The organism is Sphingomonas sp. P3_C5, assembly GCF_056402635.1.
Genome location: NZ_JBFUHA010000003.1, coordinates 454,953 through 477,268 on the forward strand (window position 1 = coordinate 454,953; position 22,316 = coordinate 477,268).

A 22,316-nucleotide genomic window follows, 5' to 3' on the forward strand; every position below is an offset into this window, starting at 1 on the left:
TGCTCCGGATGCACCGCGCCTCGTTCCACTCCGCCGGGCTCGATCTGTCCAACCGCGCCATCGCCGCCGATCCACCCGAGGCTCGGCGGCGGGCTCCTCCTGAGCCCCCGGTCAACCCATCAAGGGCCGGCTTGTCAGTATTCGAATAGTAGGTCACTCAGTTGATATCTCAGAAAGGGCGTAAAATGTCGGCGTCGCGAATTGTCGAGTACCGCCTTACGCAGCTGGCGTTCGACCGCGACCGGACGATCGGCGATTCCCAGGTGCAAGCGAAGACCACGCAACTGGTCGCGCTCGAACTGATCGACGCCGATGGCAATGTCGGTCTCGGTTTCGCGCAATCACTCTTCGTGGCGCTTCCCACCCAGGCCGAAATCGAGCGGATCTTCGCTTCCGAAGTGTGGCCGACTCTCGAAGGCCGCCACCCCGCGTCGCTGGCGCTGGCGGTTCGGCGAGTCCGCGGCGGCAATGTGCGGCGCCTGAGCTTTCCCTTCGAGGAGTCGATCCAGCACGCGGTCTGGGACCTGCACGCGAAGCAGGCGGGGCTGCCCCTGTGGCAGATGCTCGGGGCGGAACGAAACTCCGTTCCGGTTTATGCCAGCGGCCTCGATTTTCACCTGTCCGATCACGACTTCAGCGAGCTCTTCGGCAATGCGCGCGACCGCGGCTTTCGAGGATATAAGATCAAGGTCGGGCATCCCGACGTGCAGCGCGACCTGCACCGGCTTGACCTGCTTCGCCAGGTTACGGGCGGTGAAGGGCCCGTCATGATCGATGCGAACGAGGCCTGGACTGCGCAGGAGACGATCCAGGCGCTCCGCCTGTTCGAACGTGCCGGCCATTCGATCTACTGGCTCGAGGATCCGATTCCCCGCGAAGACTTCGACGGTTTGAGGATGCTTCGCCATCTCGGCCTCAGCAGGATCAACGCTGGCGAGTATCTGGACCTGACCGGCAAGCGGAAGCTCCTCGAGGCTCGCGCGTGCGACATGCTCAACGTGCACGGCCAGGTATCGGATGTCATGCGTGCCGGCTGGCTGGCCGACGAAGCCAATGTGGAGGTGACGCTGGGCAACACGTTCCTTGAAGTCGGCGTAAACATGGCGCTCGCGCTGCCTGGCGTCCGGTGGCTCGAATACAGCTTCCAGAACTTCGATCACCTCGTGGACGAACCCTTTGTCATGGCCGATGGCCTCATTTACGGACGCGAAGCGCCGGGTCACGGGCTGACGCTGAGCGCCGGGGCTCGCGCGACCTCCGGCGCGTTGCCGGCACGTACCGGGATCGCGGCGTGACGCCCGCCGCACAGCCCATCGCCGCCGGGGCGGCCGCCCCAATCCAGGGCACGCGGAAATGGGTGCTGGTGGTGAGCCTGGGCCTGGTGTTTTTCGTTCTCTTCGCCTTGTTCGCGGCGATCCTGGGCGTGTTGCTGCCCAACCAGATCCAGGACATGGACCCGGTCAACAAAACCACCACGCTCGGGATCGTGTTCGCGATCACCTCGGTCTTCAGCACGACCATAACCCCTGTCTCCGGTGCACTTTCCGACCGTACCCGCAGCCGGTTCGGAAGGCGTACTCCCTGGATCCTCGGAGGAGGCCTGGCAGGCGGCATTGCGACGATTCTGATCCCGCATGGCGGCACCATCGCCGGCGTCACCGCGTTCTGGGTGCTGGCAACCATTACTCTCAACTGCATGCTGCCGCCGATCACCGCTGTCGTCGCTGACAGGTTTCAGCCGGACGAGCGCGGCATGGTGTCGGGTGTGGTCGGGGCGACGATGACCTCGGGCCTGTCCGCGGGGACAATCTTTGGCGGGTTGCTCGCGGCTCACCTGTTCCTCGCCTATGCGATACTCGGCGGCGGGGTCATGTTCGCCTGCACGCTGTTCGTCCTGCTTAACCCCGAACCTCCGCTCCCGGCCAGCTTCGGCAAACCACCGCCCTTCGACCTGGGATCGTTCCTGCGCGGATTCTGGATCAGCCCGCGCCAGCATCCCGATTTCGCCTGGGCCTTTTTCGGGCGCTTCTCGATCTACATGGGCTACCAGGCCATTCTGACCTATCTGCTCTACATACTGGAGGATCATATCGGCCTCAGCCAGGCCGATGCCAATGCCATGATCGCGCGCATGTCGTCGGTCACGCTGGTGGCGCTCATCATATCCAGCCTGTTGTCCGGATGGCTTTCGGACCGGATCGGACGGCTGAAGCCGCTCGTTTTCATCGCCGGCGTCATCATGGCGCTGGCCGTGGTCGCGCCGCTGGTCTCACGCAACATCCCCGGCATGTTCGGCTATGCCGTGCTGATCGGGCTCGGCTACGGCGCCTTCATGTCGGTCGATCTCGCGCTCATGACGCGTGTGCTTCCGCCGCGGCCCGCAGGCGAAGACGCGACGGGCAAGGATCTCGGCATCCTGACCACCGCGATCAACATTCCGCAAATTCTCAGCCCGGCCCTGGCGGCGTTATTGCTGAGCCTCACGGGCAACAATTATCCCCTGCTGTTCATCCTCGCGGCGATCATCGTCGTGTTCGGGGCGGCGCTGGTGCTGCCCATCCGCTCAGTGCGATGACAAGGCACACGGCCCGGCACTGCAACGGCGCCGTCGAACGCTTCGAATTGGCCTGAAGCCAGGCAGGCAATTGTCAGAGCGATCACTCCTAACCGCCCGTCCAGGAACCATGGAAATGCCACGTCTCGCAAACAAGAAGGTGCTCGTCACGGGCGCCGCCCAAGGGATCGGTCGCTCGATCGCCGAGTTGTTCGTCCGCGAGGGCGCCGCCGTGATCGCGCTCGACATCCAGGCTGATGCGCTCGCGACCCTCGATCAGTGCGAGACGCGCGTGGTCGATCTGCTCGACCCTGCCGCTGTCGCCGCCGCAGGCGGAGCGGCGGGAACGCTCGATATATTGGTGAACTGCGCAGGCTATGTCGATGCTGGCAACCTCCTCGCCACGACCGATCATGGGCTCGACCTGTCGTTCGACCTGAACGTACGCGCCACGATCCGCATGACGCAGGCTGTGCTGCCGGCGATGATCGCGGCTGGTCGTGGCTCGATCGTCAACATCGCCTCGGTGGCGGGCGCGATGATCGGCGTGCCCAATCGCCTCGCCTACTGCGCGTCCAAGGGCGCGGTGGTCGGGCTGACCCGATCGATCGCGCTCGATTTCGTGGGGGACGGCATCCGCTGCAATGCGATCTGCCCGGGGACCGTTCAATCGCCGTCGCTCGACGACAGGCTGGCAGCGACGGGGAATGCTGCTGAAGCCCGGACCGCCTTCATCGCGCGCCAACCGATGGGGCGGATCGGCAGTGCCGAGGAAGTAGCCCTGCTCGCTCTGTACCTCGCGAGCGACGAGAGTGCCTATACGACCGGCACGGCTGTCGCGATCGACGGCGGGTGGACGATGGCCTGACCATGCCAGCCACGATTGCTGCGATTGATGATTTCCGCGAGGTCGCCCGGCGTCGATTGCCGCGCTTTCTGTTCGACTATGCGGACGGTGGCGCGCTCGACGAACAGACGATGAGGAGCAACCGTGCCGACCTGGCGGAGGTGATCGTCCGGCAACGTGTGCTTCGGGACGTTGCCGAGATCGATCTTTCGACCAGCTGGTTTGGACGGGATCGGCCGTTACCGGTCGCGCTTGGCCCGATCGGTATCGGCGGCATGTTCCGTCGGCGCGGAGAGGCGCAGGCCGCGCGCGCCGCCACGCGGCATCAGGTTCCATTCACGCTTTCCACAGTCGGCATCTGCTCGCTTGGCGAAGTGCGGCGTGCCGCGCCGGATGTGCCGCTCTGGTTTCAGCTCTATGTGATCCGCGACCGCGGGTTCATGCTGGAGCTGCTTGCGCTCGCGAAGGAGAAAGGCGTGGAGACGCTTGTCTTCACCGTCGACATGCCGACGCCCGGTATCCGCCACCGCGATCTCCGCTCCGGCATGTCGGGACCGCGCGGTCCCATGCGCCGCGCGCTGCAGGCACTGGGCAAGCTGGGCTGGGCCTGGGATGTCGGCCTTCTTGGCCGGCCGCACCAGCTCGGCAACCTCGTCCCGGTCCTCGGCGCCGACAGCGGCATGGACGACTATATCGCGTGGATGGCCGACAATTTCGATCCCGGCATCCGCTGGAAGGACCTCGACTGGCTACGCGCGGCATGGGACGGGCCACTTGTCGTGAAGGGTATCCTGGATCCGATCGATGCGCGGGAGGCCGCCGACTATGGAGCTGAAGGGATTGTCGTGTCGAACCATGGCGGCCGTCAGCTTGACGGCGTGCTTTCCGTAGCCAGAGCACTGCCCGCAATTGCCGATGCGGTCGGCGATCGGCTGACCATATTGGCCGATGGCGGCGTGCGCTCCGGATTGGACGTCCTGCGGATGCTGGCGCTTGGCGCGCAGGGCGTGTTGCTTGGCCGCGCATGGCTCTGGGCGCTCGCCGCAGGCGGAGAAGCGGGCGTCGATCAGCTGCTTGCGATGCTGGCCCGGGAACTCAGGGTCGTGATGTCGCTCGCCGGCTGTTCCTCGATCGCGGCGATCGACCGATCGGTGCTCGCGCAGCCCCAATTTACCGCCTTGGAAAGGACCCGATGAGATGAAACTCTGCCGCTACGGCCCGGTCGGACAGGAAAAACCCGGCATCGTCGATGCCAACGGCGCGATCCGTGATCTGTCGTCAGTGGTGACCGATATCGGCCCCGAGGCTCTTTCTGCGGAAGGTCTCGCGCGATTGCGTGGGGTCGCCATCGAAAGTCTGCCGCTGGCGCCCGAAAGGTCGCGCTACGGCGTGCCCGTCGCAGGCACCCGCAAATTCGTCGCCATCGGCCTCAACTATGCCGACCATGCCGCTGAATCGAACTTGCCCATCCCGGCCGAGCCTGTGGTGTTCAACAAATGGGTGAACTGCCTGCAAGGCGCAAACGACCCGATCATCATCCCGCGCGGCTCGAAAAAGACCGACTGGGAGGTTGAGCTCGGCGTCGTCATCGGCGCGCATGCCCATGACATCGCCGAGACCGATGCGCTCGCCCATGTTGCCGGCTATTGCGTCGTCAACGACGTCTCCGAACGCCATTGGCAGCAGGAGCGGGGACCCACATGGGACAAGGGGAAGGGCTTTCCGACATTTGGCCCCGTCGGGCCTTGGCTTGTCACCGCCGACGAGATTGGCGACCCGCAAAGACTGTCGCTCTGGCTCGATGTGAACGGCAAACGCGTCCAGAACGGCAGCACTGCGACGATGATCTTCACCGTTGCAGAGATTGTAGCCTATTGCTCCCGCTTCATGATGCTCGAGCCGGGCGACATCATCACGACGGGCACTCCGCCGGGCGTCGGTCTCGGCCAGAAACCCGCCCCCTGGTATCTCAAACCCGGCGACACCGTCCGGCTTGGCATCGGCGGACTGGGCGAACAGCAACAGGAATGCCGGGATGCGGCGTAAGTCGGCGCCGCGAGGTATCCTGTCGAAAAATGGTTTGCAGTCGGTACTTTTCAGCATCGAATTGAACGAAAGACCCGGCTTAAGTTATTGTCGCAAGAGCGGAATGGGTTATTTGACATTTTGTACATATAACTAAGCTAGTTACAGCCAATTTGAACAATCGCGTGGGAGTAGCGGATACCATCGCGTAGAGCGCGCCACACTGATCCTCGGCGGTGATCTTCTCGCGGACAGGGGCTCGAGGGCAGGGTTACACTTGTTGACTGCCTTGCAGCGGACTAAATAGCGGTTGAGCATCGAGAACGATGCTTTGCAGGAGCGCGACCGGGAGGCAATTTCGGCACGGCCTGACAGCAACAAAAATGCAAAATAATGTCCGTAGGAATACAGGAGAGAATGTCATGAAAACCCTCAACGCCGCACTTGCGGTGGCGTGTGCGCTTGCCGCACCCTCCGTCGCGATGGCCGCAACGGCCCAGGACGTGGGCAATGTTGAAATTAACGTGCTGGCGCCGGCACAACACTCCCGCGAACCTATCGAGCTTCGCGTGTCCACTGCCGGTCTCGACCTCCGCAATCCTCAGAACCTCGAGCGGCTGCGCGCGCGCCTTACCAAAGCGATCGAAACCGCCTGCAATCCCGGCAACCGGATCAATGCCGACCTGTCGCCGGACTGGCAGTGCCGCCGGGAAATGGGTGCCAATGCTACCGCGACATTATACTCGCTCGCGCGTCGAGGCGGGTCCCAAAGCCTCGCCAGCAACTGATCCGCGCTCGCCACCGCAAAGGCCATTGGCGCGCGCGGTGGTGAACGGGACAGCCTGTCGCGATAACAACGCCGGGGTGCACCATGCACCCCGGCGTTGTCGTATCCGCGTCACGCGATTTCGGTCATGACTTCGGCCATAGCTGCGGGGGCCGCGGGACGGGCGTGGATCAGCGTCTGCAACAGCCGCCCGACCGATTGCGGAGAGGATGTGTACGGCGCCAGCCAGCGATAGAGCAGCGGCACGATATAGAGCGTGACCCCGGTGGCGATGGTCACGCCAAACACGATGACGACGCCGATCGCCGAGCGCGCGCCGGCACCGGCGCCATGGCTGAACGCGAGGGGAACCGCCCCCGCCACGGTCGCAATCGAGGTCATCAGGATCGGACGGAGCCGCCGCCCCGCCGCCTGCCGGATCGCCGCCTCCAGCGCGATCCCCTCGTCCCGCAGCTGATTGGCATATTCGACAATCAGGATGCCGTTCTTGGCGGCAAGCCCGACCAGCATCACAATGCCAATCTGGCTGAACAGATTGATGCTCGTGCCGGTCAGCGCCAACCCCAGCGCACCCCCTGCCACGGCAAGCGGCACTGCCGAGATGATCACGGCCGGATGGATGAAGCTTTCAAACTGAGCCGCGAGCAGAAGGTAGATGACCAGGATCGTAAGCCCGAATGCAAGCCAGATCGATCCGCCGGTCTGCTTGAAGGCCTGGCTCTCGCCGCGATAGCCTGTCGCCTGGATTTCCGGCATGGTACGCGCCTTGTCGTCCAGAAAAGCGAGCGCCCGGCCCAGCGAATAGCCCGGCGCGAGGCCGCCCTGCAGCGTGATGGCCCGCATCTTGTTGAAACGGCCGAGTGCCTGCGCGGTCGCCGTTTCTCGCACATGAACCACGCTCGACAGCGGAATCAGCCCTCCGCCACGCGATCGCACATAGACGGTCGACAGGCTCGCCTCAGTGTCGCGGTTATCAGCTTCGGCCTGCAGGACGACGTAATATTCCTCGCCGTCGCGCACATAGGTCGACGCGCGGCGGGACCCCATCATCGTCTGCAGCGCCTGGCTGACATCGTCGACGGAAACACCCAGGTCGCCGGCGCGCTGCCGATCGACGTCGATCAGCAACTGCGGCTTGCTTTCCACATAGTCGGCATCGACGTTCACCAGGCCGGGATTGTCGCGCGCGGCCGCCAGCAGCCTGTCCCGAGCCCGGGCAAGGCCCTCATAGCTGGAGCCGGCGATAACGAAATTGACCGGCTGTCCCCGGCCCCGGCTCAGCCGGGAATTTACTGTGGCATTCCCCCTGACCGCGGCGATGTCGAGAAGCTTCGCATTGACGCGTTTGGCGACATCCTGAGAACTCAGCTTGCGCTCGTCCCAGGGGCGCAGGAACACCGAGACATTGGAGGTGTCGAAGTCTTCGGAAACGCCGGGGGTGCCGGGAACACGGGAATTCGTGCCCCGCACGGCGCCTTTGCCGATCATCGGCGCAACCATGTCTTCGACCTGTTTGGTATAGCGATCGAGCTGCGCGAAGCCGGTCCCTTCCGGCGCATTGATGCGGATCTGAAACACACCCGTATCCTCTGGTGGCACAAGCTCGGCGTCGAGGCTGGTAAACACCCAGGCGGAAAAGGCGAGGAACACGGCAATCCCGAGGATGACCGGAAGTGGCCGGCGCAGCGACCAGTTGAGCGAACGCCCATAGCCGGATTCGCAGCTATCCATCAGGCGATCGATCCTGCCGGTCAGACCGCCGCGTTCCGAATGCTTCAGAAGCTTGGAGCACAGCATGGGCGCGAGGCTGAGGGCAAGCACGCCGGAGATCGCCAGCGCCGCGATCAACGCCACGGCCAGTTCCCGAAACAGCAGGCCCGTCTGACCGGAGAGGAACATCACCGGCACGAACACGGCGCAGACCACCAGCGTCGTCGCGATCACCGCGAAACCCACCTGACGCGTGCCGGCATAAGCGGCATAGAGCGGTGCCTCACCTTGCTCGATGCGATGATAGATATTTTCAAGGACGACGATCGCATCGTCGACAACGAGCCCGATCGCCAGAACCAGTGCCAGCAGGGTCAGCAGGTTGATCGAATATCCCATCGCCCACAGCACCGCGCAGGTCGCGAGCAGGCAAATCGGGACTGTTACGGCCGGGATCAGGGTCGCGCGCCCGCTGCCCAGGAAGAGGTAAATCACCGCCGTGACCAGCAGCGCCGCCTCGATCAGCGTATGCCAGACCCCCTTGATCGCCTCATCGATAAAGAGCGAACTGTCTCCGCCCATCTGGATGGTCACGCCGGGCGGCAGCTCTTTGGAGAGGTCGGCCATCATCGCCTTGGCCGCCTGCGCGACAGCGAGCGTATTCGCACCCGATTGCCGGACGATCCCCAGGCCGACCCCGTTCTGCCCGTTGTAACGGTAGAGCGTGTAGGGATTTTCAGGTCCCTCCTCGACCCGCGCCACATCGCCCAGCCGGACCAGATAGCCATCGGGGCCGCGGCCGACCACGAGTGTCCTGAAATCAGCCGGAGTGGTAAAGCCGCGCTGTACGCGCAAGGACAGATTTTGCTGCCTGGCCTCGATCCGCCCAGCCGGCAGTTCCACATTCTGGCTGCGCAGCGCCGATTCAATGTCCTTGGGCGTGAGGCGAAAGGCAGCAAGCCGGCTGGTGTTCAGCCACACCCGCATCGCAGGTCGGGCGAGGCCTAGCGGCTGGATCTGCGCCACGCCGTCAATCGTCGACAACCGGTCGATAATCACGCGATTGACATAATCGCCAAGCCGGGTGCTGTCCCAGTCGGGCGCGAGAACCGCGAAGAACATGATCGGCTGGGCGTCGGAGTCGACCTTGCGCACCTCGGGTGGAAAGGCGTCGGGTGGCCGTTGCGACGCACCCGCGGCGACGCGGTCGCGCACGTCATTGGCCGCGGAATCAACGTCGCGACCGGGCCGGAACTCGATCGTGATGTCGGATCGCCCGTCGGTGGAGGTCGAACTGATCGTCTCGATCCCCTCGACACCAGCCAGCCGGTCTTCCAGCGGCTGGGTGATCCGGCTTTCCACAACGCTTGCGCTCGCGCCGGTATAGAGTGTCTGCACCGAAACGACTGGAGGATCCGTATCGGGATATTCGCGGACGGACAGACGCAGGAAACCGACGACACCGACGATGGTGAGCAGGAGCGCCATGACCGCCGCGACGACCGGGCGGCGAATCGAAAGATCGGACAGGATCACGACGCAGCCGGTTTGCGCTTACCGCCGGCGAGACGCACCTTCATGCCGTCCGTCACCTTGACGACACCCTCGGTTATCACCCGGGCCGCCTGGGGTAGGCCGCCGACCTCGACAAGGCCGTTGTCGCGCAGACCTGTCTGAACAACGATCCGCTTCGCCTTGCCGTCCGGGCCGACGACAAAGACATAGCGGTCCGCCCCTTCGCTCACGATTGCGATTTCCGGGACCGCTGAGCCAGTCCGCTGACCAGTTTCGATCCGCACGGTGAGCAACATGCCGGGTTTGATCCTGCCGCCGGGATTGGGGAGAATGGCGCGGACCATGGCGGCGCGGCTCTGCAGATCGATGACCGGATCGATGACCGAGATGGTGCCGGTGAGGGGAGCATCGGGAAAGGCGGCGGCGACGGCCTTGATGGTCTGGCCGGTACGCAGCGCCTTCAGCTTCGTCTCCGGCACGGTGAAATCGAGCTTGATGCGGGACAGGTCGCTGATGGTGACGATCGGCGTGCCGCTGGTAACGATTGAACCTTCGGACATCGTCCGCAATGAAACACTGCCCGAGAAGGGAGCACGGATCATCCGGTCGTTGATCTGAGCACGAATCGATGTCGCATCAGCGCGCGCCTTGCCGAGCGTGGCGGTTTGCTGGTCAAGCATGGACCGGGTGACAAATCCCAGTTCGCTCAGTCGCTCGACGCGGTTCAGCTGCGCGCGCGCCTGCACCTCACTGGCCTCCGCGCCGGCAAGCGAGGCCTGTTCCTGGCTGTGCGACAGCACCGCCAGCAATTGTCCGCGCCGGACGACCATGCCGTCGTCGAACAGGAGGCGGTCCACCCGTTCAGTGACGTTGGCGGCAAGCGTCACCTGCTCATTGGCGCGGGCGGTGCCGATCGTCTCGATATCCTCGCTGAAGACATGCGACAGGGCGGGGGCGGCACCGACCAGCGGCGGTGGGCGCTTTTTCGCTCCATCGCCACCCTGGCGGGTGCAGGCCGATACTGACGACAGTGCCAGCATCAGCACGATCGTCCGGACAGCGGCCCGCCATGGGCTTGCGGCGTCGCCGCGCGAAGGCAGTGGACGAAGGATCTCGCGACGACCGGAACCCCCGGTCAGCAGAATGTGGGACGCCGTCATTGAAGATCAGGTCCTGTTTTTCTAGAGCAGGCTGCGTAAAATCTGACGCGCACCGCCTGCTCTAGTTGTTTGTTGTCGCATCGTTTTTGCGAAAAACCGGTACCCACTTTTTCGCACGATGCTCTAGCGGGCCGCCGCGATGAGATAGGCGATCAGGTTCTGCCGGCTGGCGGGATCCTTGATGCCCGCGAAAGGCATGCGAGTACCCGGTACCGCACCAGCCGGATGGGTCAGGAATCCGTCGAGCTTTTCCACGGTCCAGGTTATCTTGAGCTTGCTCAGCGCCGGTGAATAGGAAAAGCCCGGGGCGCTGCCCGATGGACGCCCCACGACCCCGAAGAGATTGGGACCGATCCCGTTGCCTCCCGCCTTGTCGATCTTGTGGCAGACCGCGCATTGGGCGAAGACCAGCTTGCCCTTCTTCGCATCGCCTTGCGCGACGGCGGGACTGGCTGCCGCGAGCGCGACCGCGGGCAGCATGCTCAGGTACCGCAAAGTTTTCATCGGGCGTCCTTCATTCTTTGTGTGCATGTCGCCAATCCGCCGAGCGCTCTGGTGTGGGTGCGCGATCGCGTGGATCGACGACAGGAACGCGCGCCCAATCCAGCGTCCGGAACAGGAGCAGGCTCGCCGGCGAGGCCGATCCGGCCGTCCATGGCGGCGAGATTCTGATATTGTTGCGCACCTGTTTCCTCGGTCCAGGTGGCGCAGCAGTCGGGCGTCGCCTGCGACGCCCGACTGTTGACCGCTTCGCTAGGGAGCCTTGGCGACAACCGCCTCGATCTCGACCAGAGTGGTGGCCCGGCCAAGCGCGGCGACCTGAACGGTGGTGCGGGCCGGGCGATTGGGCTGTTCGGGCGTGCCGAAGAAGGTCTTGAACACCTCGTTCATGGCTGGCGAGTCCATGTGCCCGCCCGGTGTCGGGGATACCAGGAAGACGTTCATCTTGACTATGTCGCCCATACCGAGGCCCATGGCTTCGAGGCTCGCCTTCATCTTGGTCAGGATGCTCAGCGTTTGCGCTTTGGTGTCGCCGAATTCCTCTGGCTTGGCCGGATCGACCGGCGAGGCGGTCGAACCGGAAAGATAAATGATGCGGCTGCCGGGCGGGATCGAGACGTTGCTGGAAATGACCGCGGTGGGGCTGGCGACGGCGCGTTCGATCTTCGGTTTGGGCGCTTTGTCCTTCGCCTGGGCGCCGGTCGCGAGCAGCACCATAGCGGCGCCAAGCATGAGCTTGAATTTCATTGATCCGTCTCCTTCAAATGCGAATTGATTTTATGAAAAAGGGCGGCGAACCGTTGCTCGCCGCCCGCTAGATCAGAAGTTGAAACTGACGCGAGCGTAGTAATACCCGCCATTGCTGCCATATGGTCCATGGCCGTACGGCGCGTTGATCGAGCCGCCGTTGATGTAGGGTGAACGGCCAGCCAGCCAGCCTGCTGCGGGCGAGGCCGAATTATAGTCGGCGACCAGCGGTGGAATTTCCGGGGTCTTGTTGAACAGATTGTTCGCGCCGATCGCGACGTTCATGAACTTTGTGAGGTCATAGCTCAATTCGAGATCGACGATCACCGCAGGCTTCACGATACCCTCATAATAGCCTGGCGTGCCATCGCCCTTGATCGGCCGAACGGTGGTCGAAAAGGCGTTGGGCGTAACCAGTGCCGTCGTCTTGCTGTAATAGGTGGCACGCGCGTTGGCGCTGAAGCCGCCGCTGGTGAACAGCGCCCCAAACACGCTCTTGAACTTGGGGCTGGCCAGCTCGATGATCGCTTCGGACTGGAGATTGAACAGCGCGCCGAGACGGCTCTTGGTCACCTTGGTGTCATTGTAATTGGCGCCGAGCGTCAGATCGAGTTTGCCGAAGCTCAGATCGACCGGATAGCGCGCCGACAGTTCGATGCCCACCGTGCGCGTATCGATGCCGTTGGTGAAGGTCTGAATGGCGAGCGAGCCCGATTTCACGACCGTGGGATCGAGATTCTTGCCGCTCGCCGCGATCGCGTCCTGGACGAGCTGATAGGCGGTGACGCCGTTGATGATGTTGGTCCGCTTGACCGCGTCCCCTGGGGGTGGAACCGCATCCTGCCCAGTGATGGTGCCCGAGGAAACGATGCGATCCTTGATCTTGATGTAGTAGCCATCGAGCGTCACGACCAGCCTGCGCGCCGGACGCAAAACGATGCCAGCCGAGAAGTTGGTCGACTTTTCAGGTTTAAGTGCGCCGAAGCCGGCTGCCGCCGAGCCCGGCGAGCTCGGCGCGAGCTGGAGCGTCGCGCTGGTCGGGCCGACATTGGTTGACGAGTAGCCCGATTCCGCCAAAGCCGGGGCACGGAAGCCAGTGCTTGCGGTCGCACGAAGCGCGAAGGCCGGGCTGAAATCATAACGCGTCGTGACTTTGCCGATCACCGTATTGCCGAAGTCGCTATAGTGTTCGAACCGGCCGGCAAGGTCGACCTGCCAGCCGTCCACCGGCTTGGCGATGAGATCGACGTAGCCCGACTCGGCATTGCGCTTCAGGTTGCTGGCGTCGCTTGGTGTGTAGCCGGGGAAGGACTGGCCCCCTTCGAAATAGCGAGAACCCGCATCACCCGCGGTGATCGCATAGGTTTCCTTGCGATATTCACCGCCGAACGCAAACGTCAGCGGCTCCGAGAAACCGACCTCGACTTCCTTGCGGACGTCAAGCGTACCGACGAACTGGGTGAACTTGAACGAGCCGTCATAGAAATCGGTCGGGGTAAACGCGCCCGCTTGACCCGCAATGACCGCTGCGGGGACGGTGGCACCCGCCAGGCGCGCCGCGCTGTACGCGGCCTTGAAGGTGTCCGAAAAAAGCGAGGCGTTCGCCGAGCCCGTCGTATAGATTTTCGACTTGTCTTCGGCATAGGTAGCTGACAAATCCCAGTGCCAACCGCTGGATTCACCTCTCACACCATTGGTGAACGAGAATTCGTCCTGCTTGACCTCGATATGCGGCACCATGCCGTTCGCGACGGTGGATGCCAGGCAGTATTCAGGCGCGGACGGCACCGAGGTGTTGGTTATCGGGTCCTTGAAGGAGGCGCATACACGATTCGGTGGGCGATAACCCTGCAGGGCGTCGCCGTGACGGTAGGAAATGTCGCCGAAGGAGTAGAGTTCGACTCCGCCGAAATCATAACCGGCGTTGTACGAGCCCACATAGAGCTTCGACTTGGGCTGGCCGCCATTGATGTTCGCGGTGCCATTGCGTGCGTTGAGCGCGTCGTAGACCGGCTTGAAAGCCGCCGACACCGAGGTGTTGGTCGAGCCGTTCAGATTGACTGCGGTGAACTGGCCCTCGCCGACAGTGGTGTAGGTGTTGCTGCGCTGGAACAGCGTCACGCTGAGGAAGCCGCTCTCGCCGATCGGCAGGCCGAAATTGCCGCTGGCGCTGTAGGTGCGGCCCTCGCCATCGCCATATTCACCGATCGTGCCCTTGGCCGACACGCCCGACGTGTTGCTCTTGAGGATGATGTTGATGACGCCGGCGATCGCGTCCGAGCCATATTGGGCGGCGGCGCCGTCCTGCAGGATTTCGATATGCCCCACCGCGTCCGGCGGGACGAGGTCGATGCTGGGCGCCGCTGAACCACCAAAGGCGCCGTTGATGACCTGGAGAATGGAATTACCGTGCCGGCGCTTGCCGTTGACCAGCACCAGCGTGTGATTGGGGCTGACGCCGCGCAGTCGGGCGCTGAGCGAGAAGCTCGCCATGTCGGTGCCCTGGGTCTGCGCCGTGAAGGAGGGCACCAACTGGGTCAGCGCCTGGTTGAGGTTAGGCTGGCCGACATGGACCAGCGCCGAGTCGTCAAGAACCTGGATCGGCGCGGCACTATCTGCCGCCTTGGTGCCGACGGCGCGCGTGCCGGTGACGATGATGTCGCCACTGGGCGCGGCATCAGTGGTCTGGGCGGCTGGTTCCACCGTCTGAGCGTGCGCTGTGGACAGCGCGGTGGAAGCGAGGAGCGTAAAGCAGGTAATCTTGGCGACGCGTAACATTGGATTCCCCCCGGTTGATTTTTCCGCATGCCTCCCTTGTTCGATTCAGGGCCTTTGGTCTGAGCGATCGTTACATCGCGGTCTCGGCCTTCTTTTTCTCGCGGCGATGGGGTTCACCAATGTGCCTTGGTGGACCTGTTTTTGTGCCGCGCGGCTCAACTCACCTTAAAAGCCCTGCCTTGCCCATACGCCGATTTGCGTACGAGGTTTCGCCGCGCCGCGACTAGGATACAGCCTAGCGAAACGCTTTTGCGGAGGACCAAAATGGTCGATCGTCGTGAGATTCTGCGCGGCGGGCTCGTGGGGGCGGCTGGCCTTGCGGCGTTGCGACCCGGCAGATTGCTGGCACAGGCCGGCGCCTTCGTGCCGTCGCCGGGGCTGACACCGATCATCGCGCGGCCCGATCGCGTTTTTCGGGTAACCGTCTGCCTCCGGCCGTTTCGCGCAGCAGGTCCACGCATCGAAATGGAGCAGTTCGGTGCAAAGCATGTCCTCCATCACTACGGGCACGGCGGCAGCGGCATTTCACTGTCCTGGGGATCGGCGGCGGAGGCGGTGCCGCTGGCGCTTGCGACGGGTGCCAGGGAAATCGCCGTCATTGGCGCCGGTGCGATTGGCATGACGACGGCGATCACGGCACAGCGCATGGGCGCGAAGGTCACTGTCTACACCAAGGCGCGCTACCCCGATATCCGTTCGGCACGCGCGACAGGGACCTGGTCACCGCACAGCCGTGTCGCGATGGAGGGAGCCACCGACGCTGCATTTCGCGAGAAATGGGAGCGGATGGCGCGGCGTTCCTTCGCCATTTACCAGAGCTTTCTCGGGCTGCCGGGTAATCCGGTGGAATGGGTCGACCGCTATTCGCTGTCGGACACGCCTTTCGAGAAACGGCCGCATACGCCCATAACCATGCCGAATGGCGGCACCGACTATTTTGTCGACTATGAGGAGTTGGTGAAGGACCTCACGCCGACCCAACAGGCGGTGCCGGCCGGCATGCATCCATTTCGCGCGCCGTTTGTCCGTCAGACGACCAGTTTGATGTATAATGTCGCCGACTATTTCCACCAGCTCGAAAGCGATTTTCAGCTTGCTGGCGGCCGTTTCGTGCCGCTCGATCTGCACGGTCCGGACGATTTTTCCAAAATCAAGGAAAAGACGATCATCAACTGCACCGGCTTTGGCGCACGCGACCTGCTCAAGGATGAGAGCGTAATTCCGGTGCGCGGCCAGATCGCCTGGCTGCTGCCACAGGCCGGCGTGAACTACGGCGTTCAATATAATCATCTCTCGGTCCTCGCGCGTCGCGACGGCATCGTGGTGCAGCCGGGCGGTTCGGATGAAACCTATGGCTTCAACGATCACAATGAATCGCCCGATTATGCAGCGGCGCACGAGGCGATCGATGCGGCCGCGCTGATGTTCGCGCCAAAGGCCGGGGCAGCCGGCTAGCGCACCCGTTTTTATCCCGGAAGGAACGTTCATGCTTAGGAAGATTCTGCCCCTTGCCGCCCTGGTGACTGCCCTGATACCGGCCACGCAAGCCGAGGCACAGGTAGCGAGGATCACGAGCAACCCCTCGGCCTTGATTCTTGAAGCGGCGAAGGTGAGCGCTGGAACCGACCTGCTCTTCGTGTCCGGACAGCTTCCCGCCCCCCTCGATCCCGCCAAGCCCATGAGCGAGGTCAAGAGCCTTGATGAGATGGGTGATAGCAAGGCCCAGACGATCAGCGTCCTTGGCAAGATCAAGGCGATTCTGGCGAAACAAGGCTATGCCATGTCCGATCTCGTCAAGCTCACCCTGTTCATCGCCCCTGACCCCAAGCTTGGCAAACTGGATTTCGCCGGAGTCAATGAAGGCTTCAAGGCCTACTTCAAGACGCCCGAGAATCCCGAGACGGTCGCACGCTCGGCCTTTCAGGTGGGCGCTCTCGTCGGACCTTATTTCCTGATCGAGATAGAGGCGATCGCCGCTAAAAAGCCGGGAAAATAGCGGCCGGGAAATCGCTGGATGACGGCCGGCGAAAACCGGCCGTCAGTCCCGACGCCGGCTCCGAACCCGGCCCCGAGCCCGGTATTGTCACTGGTCGATGGCGCGAATCGCCATGGCCGCCGCCGCCGAGCGAGTTTCAACGCCCAGCTTTTCGAAGATGCGCTCGAGATGCTTTTGCACGGTCCGCGGGCTGATGCTGAGAACGTCGCTGATGTCGCCGCTGGACTTTCCATAGCTTAGCCAAAGCAGGACCTCGGCCTCCCGATCAGTGATCTGCAGTCGCAGCTTCAACTGCGCCGCATGTTCATCGGGATTGAGTTCGTTGAGGCGGATCAGCACTTCGTTCTCGCGATGCTGCGCGATCAGGACGAGTTCGAGCGTTCCTACTGGCTGCTCGATCCGGACGGAACTCACCCCCATCGCGCGCCGTGCCAACAGGCGCTCAACGGCCATTCTGAATTGGAGGGGCAACATCACGTCATCCTTGCTCCAACCGGGCGTGATCCGCGTGATCGCCCGTTCAGCCAGTGGCGAGCACCAGAGAAACCGGCCGCGTGTGTCGGTTGCCAGCATCAGGCGCCCCGTCGCGTCGAGGCTGGCGACGCTTGCATGCTGGGCGCGCCCTTGCGCCACGTGCACACGGACCCTGGCCAGCAGCTCCTGGATGTTGGCGGGCTTGCGGACATAATCCACACCGCCAACCTCAAACGCCTCGACGACATGTTCGCTCGCGGTCAGGCCGGTCATGAAGATGATGGGAATATGCGCAAGTTTCGGATTTTTCTTGATCGCCAGCGTCGTCTCGAACCCGTCCATATCCGGCATCACGGCGTCCATGAGGATGAGGTCGGGCGGAATATGTGCCAGCAATTGCAATGCTGCGGCCCCGGAGGTGGCGATGAGGACCGTAATGTCAGCGGCTTCAAGTGCATCAGTCATCAGACGCAGCGAATCACGCTCGTCATCGACGATCAATACTGTGTCCCTGTGGTTAGTTGAGCCGCCCATCGGACATGTTTTCCAGCATTTTGGAGAGTGCGGAGAGATCGAAATGGTCGAGACAGTCATAGAGGCGCGCTACAACGGCCTGGGCGTCGGGTGCCGCGGCCGCGAACTTCTCTATTTCAGCCTCGATCCCACGAACGTGGCCGATGCGCAGAAGGTCCCCCAGGCGCGCGACATGCAGCAGAGCGGCATCCGACAGCATCAATGGCTGATCGGACGCGGTGTCGGTATGTGGCGCGCTTTCATCTGGAACGTCGCGAAGCCAGTGCAGATCGAGCTGCGCCCCGATCGCGTCGATCACCTCCTCGATCTCGAACGGTTTCGCGATGAACAGGTCGTGCGCCCGTGTTCCGACATCCGGCTGGCGAGCTTCCAGCGCATTGGCGGAGAGCATGACGATATGCAGCGACGATCCCCATTGCGATCTCAAGCGTCCCGCGGTTTCCCAACCCGAGAGACCCGGCATCGAAACGTCCAGAATTACAAGGTCGAACGGCGCCGCTCTGCACAGGTCGATCGCGGTTTCACCGTTCGGCGCTGTCGCAATATCGAATCCGAGCGATTCGAGCAGGTGGCGCATGAGCGCCAGTTGCTGAATGTCGTCATCGACGACGAGGATCGAGCGACGTTGACCTTCATAACCGGTCACGCGACAGGCTGGCGCCGCTTCCATCATTTGGCCGGCAACGTGGCTCAACATCATGGTCACGCGAAAGCGGGTTCCGCTGCCGACCTCGCTCTCCATTTCCAGATTGCCGCCTAGGATCTGGACAAGAGCCCGCGTTATCGACAGCCCCAGGCCAAAACCCGGCTGGACGTGCGCCTTGGCATCCCCGCCGCGCTCGAAGCGCTCGAAGACTGCATCGCGATCTTCCGGTGCTATTCCCGGCCCAGTGTCGGTGACTTCGAATACGGCGATTTGCGCGGCATAGGAAACCCGCAGGGTGACCGAACCGACAGCGGTGAACTTGATGGCGTTGGACAGCAGGTTGATCAGTATCTGCCGCACCCGTTTTTGGTCCATGCGAACGGACTCGGGCAGTCTGCCCGTTAATTCATAATTGAATTTCAATCCCTTGGCTATAGCGCTGGGGCGAAACATGCTCGCTATCTGATCGAGAAACGCGACCAGACGAACGGTGTCGCTTTCGAGGCTAAGGACGCCGTTTTCGACCAGCGATATATCGAGCAGGCCTTCGACCAGGCTGGTCAGATGCTCGGTGCTTCTCCGGATGACCCGGGCAGCCTCTTTGGGACTTACCCCGTCCCCGCGTTCCACCAGCTGCGCGTAACCGTATATCGCGTTGAGCGGTGACAGTATCTCGTGGCTGACACTCACCAGATGGCGGCTCTTGGCGGCATTGGCAGCCTCTGCGGACTCCTTGTCGCGCAGCAATTGCAGAAACGGGGAGGGGTCGTCGAACGCCAATTCGGCAGTCGCGCCTTCTGGCTTCCCACGCTCGCGAAACCGATGCGCCACGACGGAAACCACAGCAATAGCTAACAACGCAACGGCCGCGGCGAAATGCAGTGGCGTGTCGCCATCAGAAGAGCTTTCGGCGCCGATGACCAGCGCAAGGGCGGTCGCCGCGAGGCAGCATATCAACACCGGCAGGGCCAGTAGACGCCAGCCTTCGGCCGCCAGTTTCAGTCCGCGTAAACGCGCGCCGAATTGTACTCGCCGCGGGGGCTGAATCCGGCGAACGTGCACGCTCACTGCGCGCCCAATCCATTGGAGCGCGTGTGCAAACTACAAAAATGCAAAGGACCGTCGCGTGAAGCGCCGGACCCATCCCTGTCGCGATGCGTCATCGTCTTGTTTCGACCCCCGGCAGCGCGCGACTCATGGCCGTACGCTACGAGTTTATTGTGCACTGCAGCGAAACGAAACGCAAGGCGTGTGATTCAGCGCGTTGAATCCTCGCGGATTATGTCCAAAACGCTTGAGCCATTTGATCCGCGGAAACACCTCTGCTGTGCAGAATAGTGTTGTTTCACAATATCTTATATCACAGATCCGCAATGACTCCGAAGTGATTCCCGACTCGACGAGCCGGGCTTATTATAAGTGATAGCTGCTGTTCCCTGGATCAAAATGGGATTTGAACAGCGTAAGATTCTGAAACTCTGTCTGGACTCGACGCACTCCAGCCAACGGAACGTTATTTAATGGCGCAATAAAATTACGCGCAAATTTCGGGTCTCATTCCGTGAGGTAGGGCCGGGTGACAGCGCTGACCAGACGCGCGCGGATATGACGCCGGAAGGTGGGGATACGCCAAATAGCGTATCGACGCACCGCTCGGATCGACCACCAATGGCCGTACAAAGAATGAAGGCGATTTCCTCGTCTGGACGCGCACCCAGTGGAATGGGACCGGGTCGAGCCGTTCGGGAAATGGTCGAGATGGGGGCGCCGCGCATGAGAAACGGATTATGACAGGCAACATCATTCCACCGATGAGCAAGCGCGATCTTCTCGCCTTCATCGGCAAGACCGCCGGGGCTTCGGCCATGTACATGGCGATGAACAGCTTTGGGCAGGCCCAGGCGTCGACGTTCAAGGGGCCAGTCAAGCTCAGCGGCGATGCCAAGGGCAAGTCGGTCCTGATTCTCGGTGCGGGTGTCGCCGGCGCGACTGCGGCCCTGGAGCTTAGTCGCGCGGGCTACAAGGTGAAGGTGCTCGAATATAACGACCATGTCGGCGGCCGATCCTGGACGCTGCAGGGCGGCGACACCTTTACCGAGCTCGGCGGCGCGACGCAGCACTGCCAGTTCGCGCCCGGCAATTACATCAACCCCGGTCCATGGCGCATCCCGTGGCACCATCACGGCCTGATCCATTACTGCCATGAACTGGGCGTCGGGCTCGAACCGTTCATGCAGGTGAACTACAACGCCTATGTCCACGACACCAAGAAGTTCGGCGGCAAGCCGCAGCGCTATCGCCATATCCAGGCCGATTACTACGGCCATGTCGGCGAATTGCTGGCCAAGGCGGTAAACAAGGGCGCGCTCACTGACACGCTTGCCAAGGAAGATGGCGAGATCCTGCTCGAGTCACTCAGAAGCTGGGGCGCGCTCGACAAGAATTTTCGCTATGTGAAGGGGCGCGATTCAAGCAACCGTCGCGGCTGGGACAAGGAACCGGGCGGCGGCCTGAGCGCGGTGCCAATCCCTTCCGACCCGATGTCGGTGGAGACGGTGCTCCAGTCGGGCATGTGGCGCGCCATCGGCGGCAACCTGCAGTGGGATCATGAATTCACCATCTTCCAGCCGGTCGGCGGGATGATCCAGGTCGGCAGGGGCTTCGAGCGGGCAATGGGCCATCTCGTGCGGTTCAATAGCAAGGTGACCGCGATCAAGCAGGGTGAGCAGGGTGTTACTGTCGACTATGTCGACACTAAGACCGGCGCCAGGATGACGGCCAGCGCTGACTATTGCATCTGTACTATCCCGCTGCCGGTGCTTGCGCAGATCGACATGAACGTCGGCCCTGAGCTGGCGGCCGCGATCCGCGCGGTGCCCTATTCGACGAGCGTCAAGGTCGGGCTGGAGTTCAAGCGGCGTTTCTGGGAGCAGGACGAACAAATCTATGGCGGCATCACCGCCACCGATTTGCCGATCGGCTCAATCAGCTACCCAAGCAGCCGATATGGTGACAAGGGACCGGGCGTGTTGCTCGGCGCCTATACCGGCGGCGCCGCCGGCTTCGAGCTTACCGCGCTGCCGCCGGAGGAACGCGTGGCGCGGGCGCTGGAATGGGGCTCGCAGATCCACCCGCAATACAGGGCGGAGTTCATGAACGGTGTTGCCGTTGGCTGGCATCGCGTACCGTGGGTACTTGGGTGTTTCGGCACATGGACTGAGGAAAGCCGCGCCAAGCACTACACGAACCTGTGTACGATGGACGGGCGGATCATGCTGGCCGGTGAACATGCCTCTTATTATGGCGGCTGGCAGGAAGGCGGCATCACCTCCGCAATCGACGCGATCACACGGCTCCATCAACGTGTTCAGGCGAGCTAAGACCATGAAAATCCAGATCTTCACGTTCATGGCCATAGCCGCCGTCGCGCTTAGTGCGGTGACGGTCGCCGTTGCCCAGTCGTCTCCCGCGGTGCCCAGCGTTGATCCGGACGGCGCCTTCACCGGGCGTCAGTTCGGTGAACCAACCGGCGAGAAAATGTACCGGCGCGTATGCACCGCCTGCCACATGTCCGATGCCAAGGGTGCCGTCGGTGCCGGCGCCTACCCGGCACTCGCCGGCAACAAGAAGCTCGCAGTCAAAACCTATCCTGCCTATGTCGTCTTGCACGGTCTCAATGGCATGCCGCCGATCGGCAGCATGATGACCGACCAGCAGGTTGCCGACGTCGTCAACCATGTGCGGACCCATTTCGGCAACAAATACAAAGATGTGCTGACTGCGGACGAGGTCAAGGCGATGCGCTGACGGGGACCCTGCCCTCATGTTCGATGCGCCTGTTTCGCTCCCTTGGGATAGGCCTGAAAGTGGCCTCGAACGAGTTCGGGATCATATCGTCACGGATGTCGCGGAAGATGCGACCGGCAGCGCCTGAACCGGAAAGACGCTAAACCCTGGCCTCGTGGAGGCGCGTGTCGATCGCCGCGACCTAGGGACGGACGGACAGTACGCCTCTCCTGCCAGTCGGAATGGGTGAGCCGCC

General features: G+C 62.7%; 17 protein-coding genes. 10 read left to right on the forward strand and 7 right to left on the reverse strand.

Annotated elements, in window-relative coordinates; all coding sequences use genetic code 11:
- Positions 1–185 precede the first annotated feature (185 nt).
- The 6 genes from AC1DVS_RS11175 (at position 186) to AC1DVS_RS11200 (ending at position 6,214) form a co-directional block, all read left to right on the forward strand.
- A complete protein-coding gene (locus tag AC1DVS_RS11175; RefSeq protein ID WP_478022941.1) occupies positions 186–1,295 on the forward strand; it encodes an enolase C-terminal domain-like protein in 1,110 nt (369 codons plus the stop codon).
- Positions 1,292–2,575 (forward strand): MFS transporter, encoded by a 1,284-nt coding sequence (locus AC1DVS_RS11180; RefSeq protein WP_478022943.1) that lies wholly within the window; start codon positions 1,292–1,294, stop codon positions 2,573–2,575. Before AC1DVS_RS11175 ends, AC1DVS_RS11180 begins: the two co-directional genes overlap by 4 nt.
- Before the next feature lie 115 nt (positions 2,576–2,690).
- The gene (locus AC1DVS_RS11185; RefSeq protein ID WP_478022945.1) at positions 2,691–3,422 is read left to right on the forward strand and encodes an SDR family oxidoreductase; all 732 of its coding nucleotides are present in this window, start codon (positions 2,691–2,693) and stop codon (positions 3,420–3,422) included.
- Between the two features lie 2 nt (positions 3,423–3,424).
- Positions 3,425–4,597, forward strand: a complete 1,173-nt coding sequence (locus AC1DVS_RS11190; RefSeq protein ID WP_478022947.1) for an L-lactate dehydrogenase — start codon at positions 3,425–3,427, stop codon at positions 4,595–4,597.
- 1 nt (position 4,598) lies between these two features.
- Positions 4,599–5,447 (forward strand): fumarylacetoacetate hydrolase family protein, encoded by an 849-nt coding sequence (locus AC1DVS_RS11195; protein ID WP_478022949.1) that lies wholly within the window; start codon positions 4,599–4,601, stop codon positions 5,445–5,447.
- A 401-nt stretch (positions 5,448–5,848) separates the two neighbouring features.
- The gene (locus tag AC1DVS_RS11200; RefSeq protein WP_478022951.1) at positions 5,849–6,214 is read left to right on the forward strand and encodes a UrcA family protein; all 366 of its coding nucleotides are present in this window, start codon (positions 5,849–5,851) and stop codon (positions 6,212–6,214) included.
- Between the two features lie 110 nt (positions 6,215–6,324).
- On the opposite strand, the gene AC1DVS_RS11205 is transcribed toward AC1DVS_RS11200, so the two are convergent.
- The 5 genes from AC1DVS_RS11205 to AC1DVS_RS11225 form a co-directional block, all read right to left on the reverse strand.
- Positions 6,325–9,459, reverse strand: a complete 3,135-nt coding sequence (locus AC1DVS_RS11205) for an efflux RND transporter permease subunit (protein ID WP_478022953.1) — start codon at positions 9,457–9,459, stop codon at positions 6,325–6,327.
- Entirely contained in the window at positions 9,456–10,598 is a 1,143-nt protein-coding gene (locus tag AC1DVS_RS11210; RefSeq protein ID WP_478022955.1) for an efflux RND transporter periplasmic adaptor subunit, read from the reverse strand. Before AC1DVS_RS11210 ends, AC1DVS_RS11205 begins: the two co-directional genes overlap by 4 nt.
- A gap of 123 nt (positions 10,599–10,721) precedes the next feature.
- Positions 10,722–11,102: a c-type cytochrome gene (locus AC1DVS_RS11215; RefSeq protein WP_478022957.1), complete on the reverse strand. Its 381-nt coding sequence runs from the start codon at positions 11,100–11,102 to the stop codon at positions 10,722–10,724.
- 249 nt (positions 11,103–11,351) lie between these two features.
- The gene (locus AC1DVS_RS11220; protein WP_478022959.1) at positions 11,352–11,846 is read right to left on the reverse strand and encodes a Rid family hydrolase; all 495 of its coding nucleotides are present in this window, start codon (positions 11,844–11,846) and stop codon (positions 11,352–11,354) included.
- A gap of 72 nt (positions 11,847–11,918) precedes the next feature.
- On the reverse strand, positions 11,919–14,624 hold the full coding sequence (locus AC1DVS_RS11225; RefSeq protein ID WP_478022961.1) for a TonB-dependent receptor plug domain-containing protein: 2,706 nt from the start codon (positions 14,622–14,624) through the stop codon (positions 11,919–11,921).
- Between the two features lie 264 nt (positions 14,625–14,888).
- Between AC1DVS_RS11225 and AC1DVS_RS11230 the strand changes: the two genes are divergently transcribed.
- A complete protein-coding gene (locus AC1DVS_RS11230; RefSeq protein ID WP_478022963.1) occupies positions 14,889–16,079 on the forward strand; it encodes an FAD-dependent oxidoreductase in 1,191 nt (396 codons plus the stop codon).
- 64 nt (positions 16,080–16,143) lie between these two features.
- Complete coding sequence (locus AC1DVS_RS11235; RefSeq protein ID WP_478022965.1) at positions 16,144–16,620, forward strand: Rid family hydrolase; 477 nt, start codon at positions 16,144–16,146, stop codon at positions 16,618–16,620.
- 87 nt (positions 16,621–16,707) lie between these two features.
- Here the strand turns inward: AC1DVS_RS11235 and AC1DVS_RS11240 are convergent, their stop codons facing one another.
- Both AC1DVS_RS11240 and AC1DVS_RS11245 read right to left on the reverse strand, forming a co-directional pair.
- Positions 16,708–17,595 (reverse strand): response regulator, encoded by an 888-nt coding sequence (locus tag AC1DVS_RS11240; RefSeq protein WP_478022967.1) that lies wholly within the window; start codon positions 17,593–17,595, stop codon positions 16,708–16,710.
- A gap of 16 nt (positions 17,596–17,611) precedes the next feature.
- The gene (locus tag AC1DVS_RS11245; protein WP_478022969.1) at positions 17,612–19,342 is read right to left on the reverse strand and encodes an ATP-binding response regulator; all 1,731 of its coding nucleotides are present in this window, start codon (positions 19,340–19,342) and stop codon (positions 17,612–17,614) included.
- A 743-nt stretch (positions 19,343–20,085) separates the two neighbouring features.
- On the opposite strand from AC1DVS_RS11245, the gene AC1DVS_RS11250 reads away from it, so the two are divergent.
- Complete coding sequence (locus tag AC1DVS_RS11250; protein WP_478022971.1) at positions 20,086–21,654, forward strand: flavin monoamine oxidase family protein; 1,569 nt, start codon at positions 20,086–20,088, stop codon at positions 21,652–21,654.
- 4 nt (positions 21,655–21,658) lie between these two features.
- The gene (locus tag AC1DVS_RS11255; protein WP_478022972.1) at positions 21,659–22,081 is read left to right on the forward strand and encodes a c-type cytochrome; all 423 of its coding nucleotides are present in this window, start codon (positions 21,659–21,661) and stop codon (positions 22,079–22,081) included.
- Positions 22,082–22,316 lie beyond the last annotated feature (235 nt).

Excerpts from the sequence above, each read along its gene's own strand:
- AC1DVS_RS11175 (WP_478022941.1), top strand. The coding sequence starts at position 186 with ATGTCGGCGTCGCGAATTGTCGAGTACCGCCTTACGCAGCTGGCGTTC.
- AC1DVS_RS11185 (WP_478022945.1), top strand. The coding sequence starts at position 2,691 with ATGCCACGTCTCGCAAACAAGAAGGTGCTCGTCACGGGCGCCGCCCAA.
- AC1DVS_RS11190 (WP_478022947.1), top strand. The coding sequence starts at position 3,425 with ATGCCAGCCACGATTGCTGCGATTGATGATTTCCGCGAGGTCGCCCGG.
- AC1DVS_RS11195 (WP_478022949.1), top strand. The coding sequence starts at position 4,599 with ATGAAACTCTGCCGCTACGGCCCGGTCGGACAGGAAAAACCCGGCATC.
- AC1DVS_RS11200 (WP_478022951.1), top strand. The coding sequence starts at position 5,849 with ATGAAAACCCTCAACGCCGCACTTGCGGTGGCGTGTGCGCTTGCCGCA.
- AC1DVS_RS11210 (WP_478022955.1), bottom strand. The coding sequence starts at position 10,598 with ATGACGGCGTCCCACATTCTGCTGACCGGGGGTTCCGGTCGTCGCGAG.
- AC1DVS_RS11215 (WP_478022957.1), bottom strand. The coding sequence starts at position 11,102 with ATGAAAACTTTGCGGTACCTGAGCATGCTGCCCGCGGTCGCGCTCGCG.
- AC1DVS_RS11220 (WP_478022959.1), bottom strand. The coding sequence starts at position 11,846 with ATGAAATTCAAGCTCATGCTTGGCGCCGCTATGGTGCTGCTCGCGACC.
- AC1DVS_RS11225 (WP_478022961.1), bottom strand. The coding sequence starts at position 14,624 with ATGTTACGCGTCGCCAAGATTACCTGCTTTACGCTCCTCGCTTCCACC.
- AC1DVS_RS11230 (WP_478022963.1), top strand. The coding sequence starts at position 14,889 with ATGGTCGATCGTCGTGAGATTCTGCGCGGCGGGCTCGTGGGGGCGGCT.
- AC1DVS_RS11250 (WP_478022971.1), top strand. The coding sequence starts at position 20,086 with ATGAGCAAGCGCGATCTTCTCGCCTTCATCGGCAAGACCGCCGGGGCT.
- AC1DVS_RS11255 (WP_478022972.1), top strand. The coding sequence starts at position 21,659 with ATGAAAATCCAGATCTTCACGTTCATGGCCATAGCCGCCGTCGCGCTT.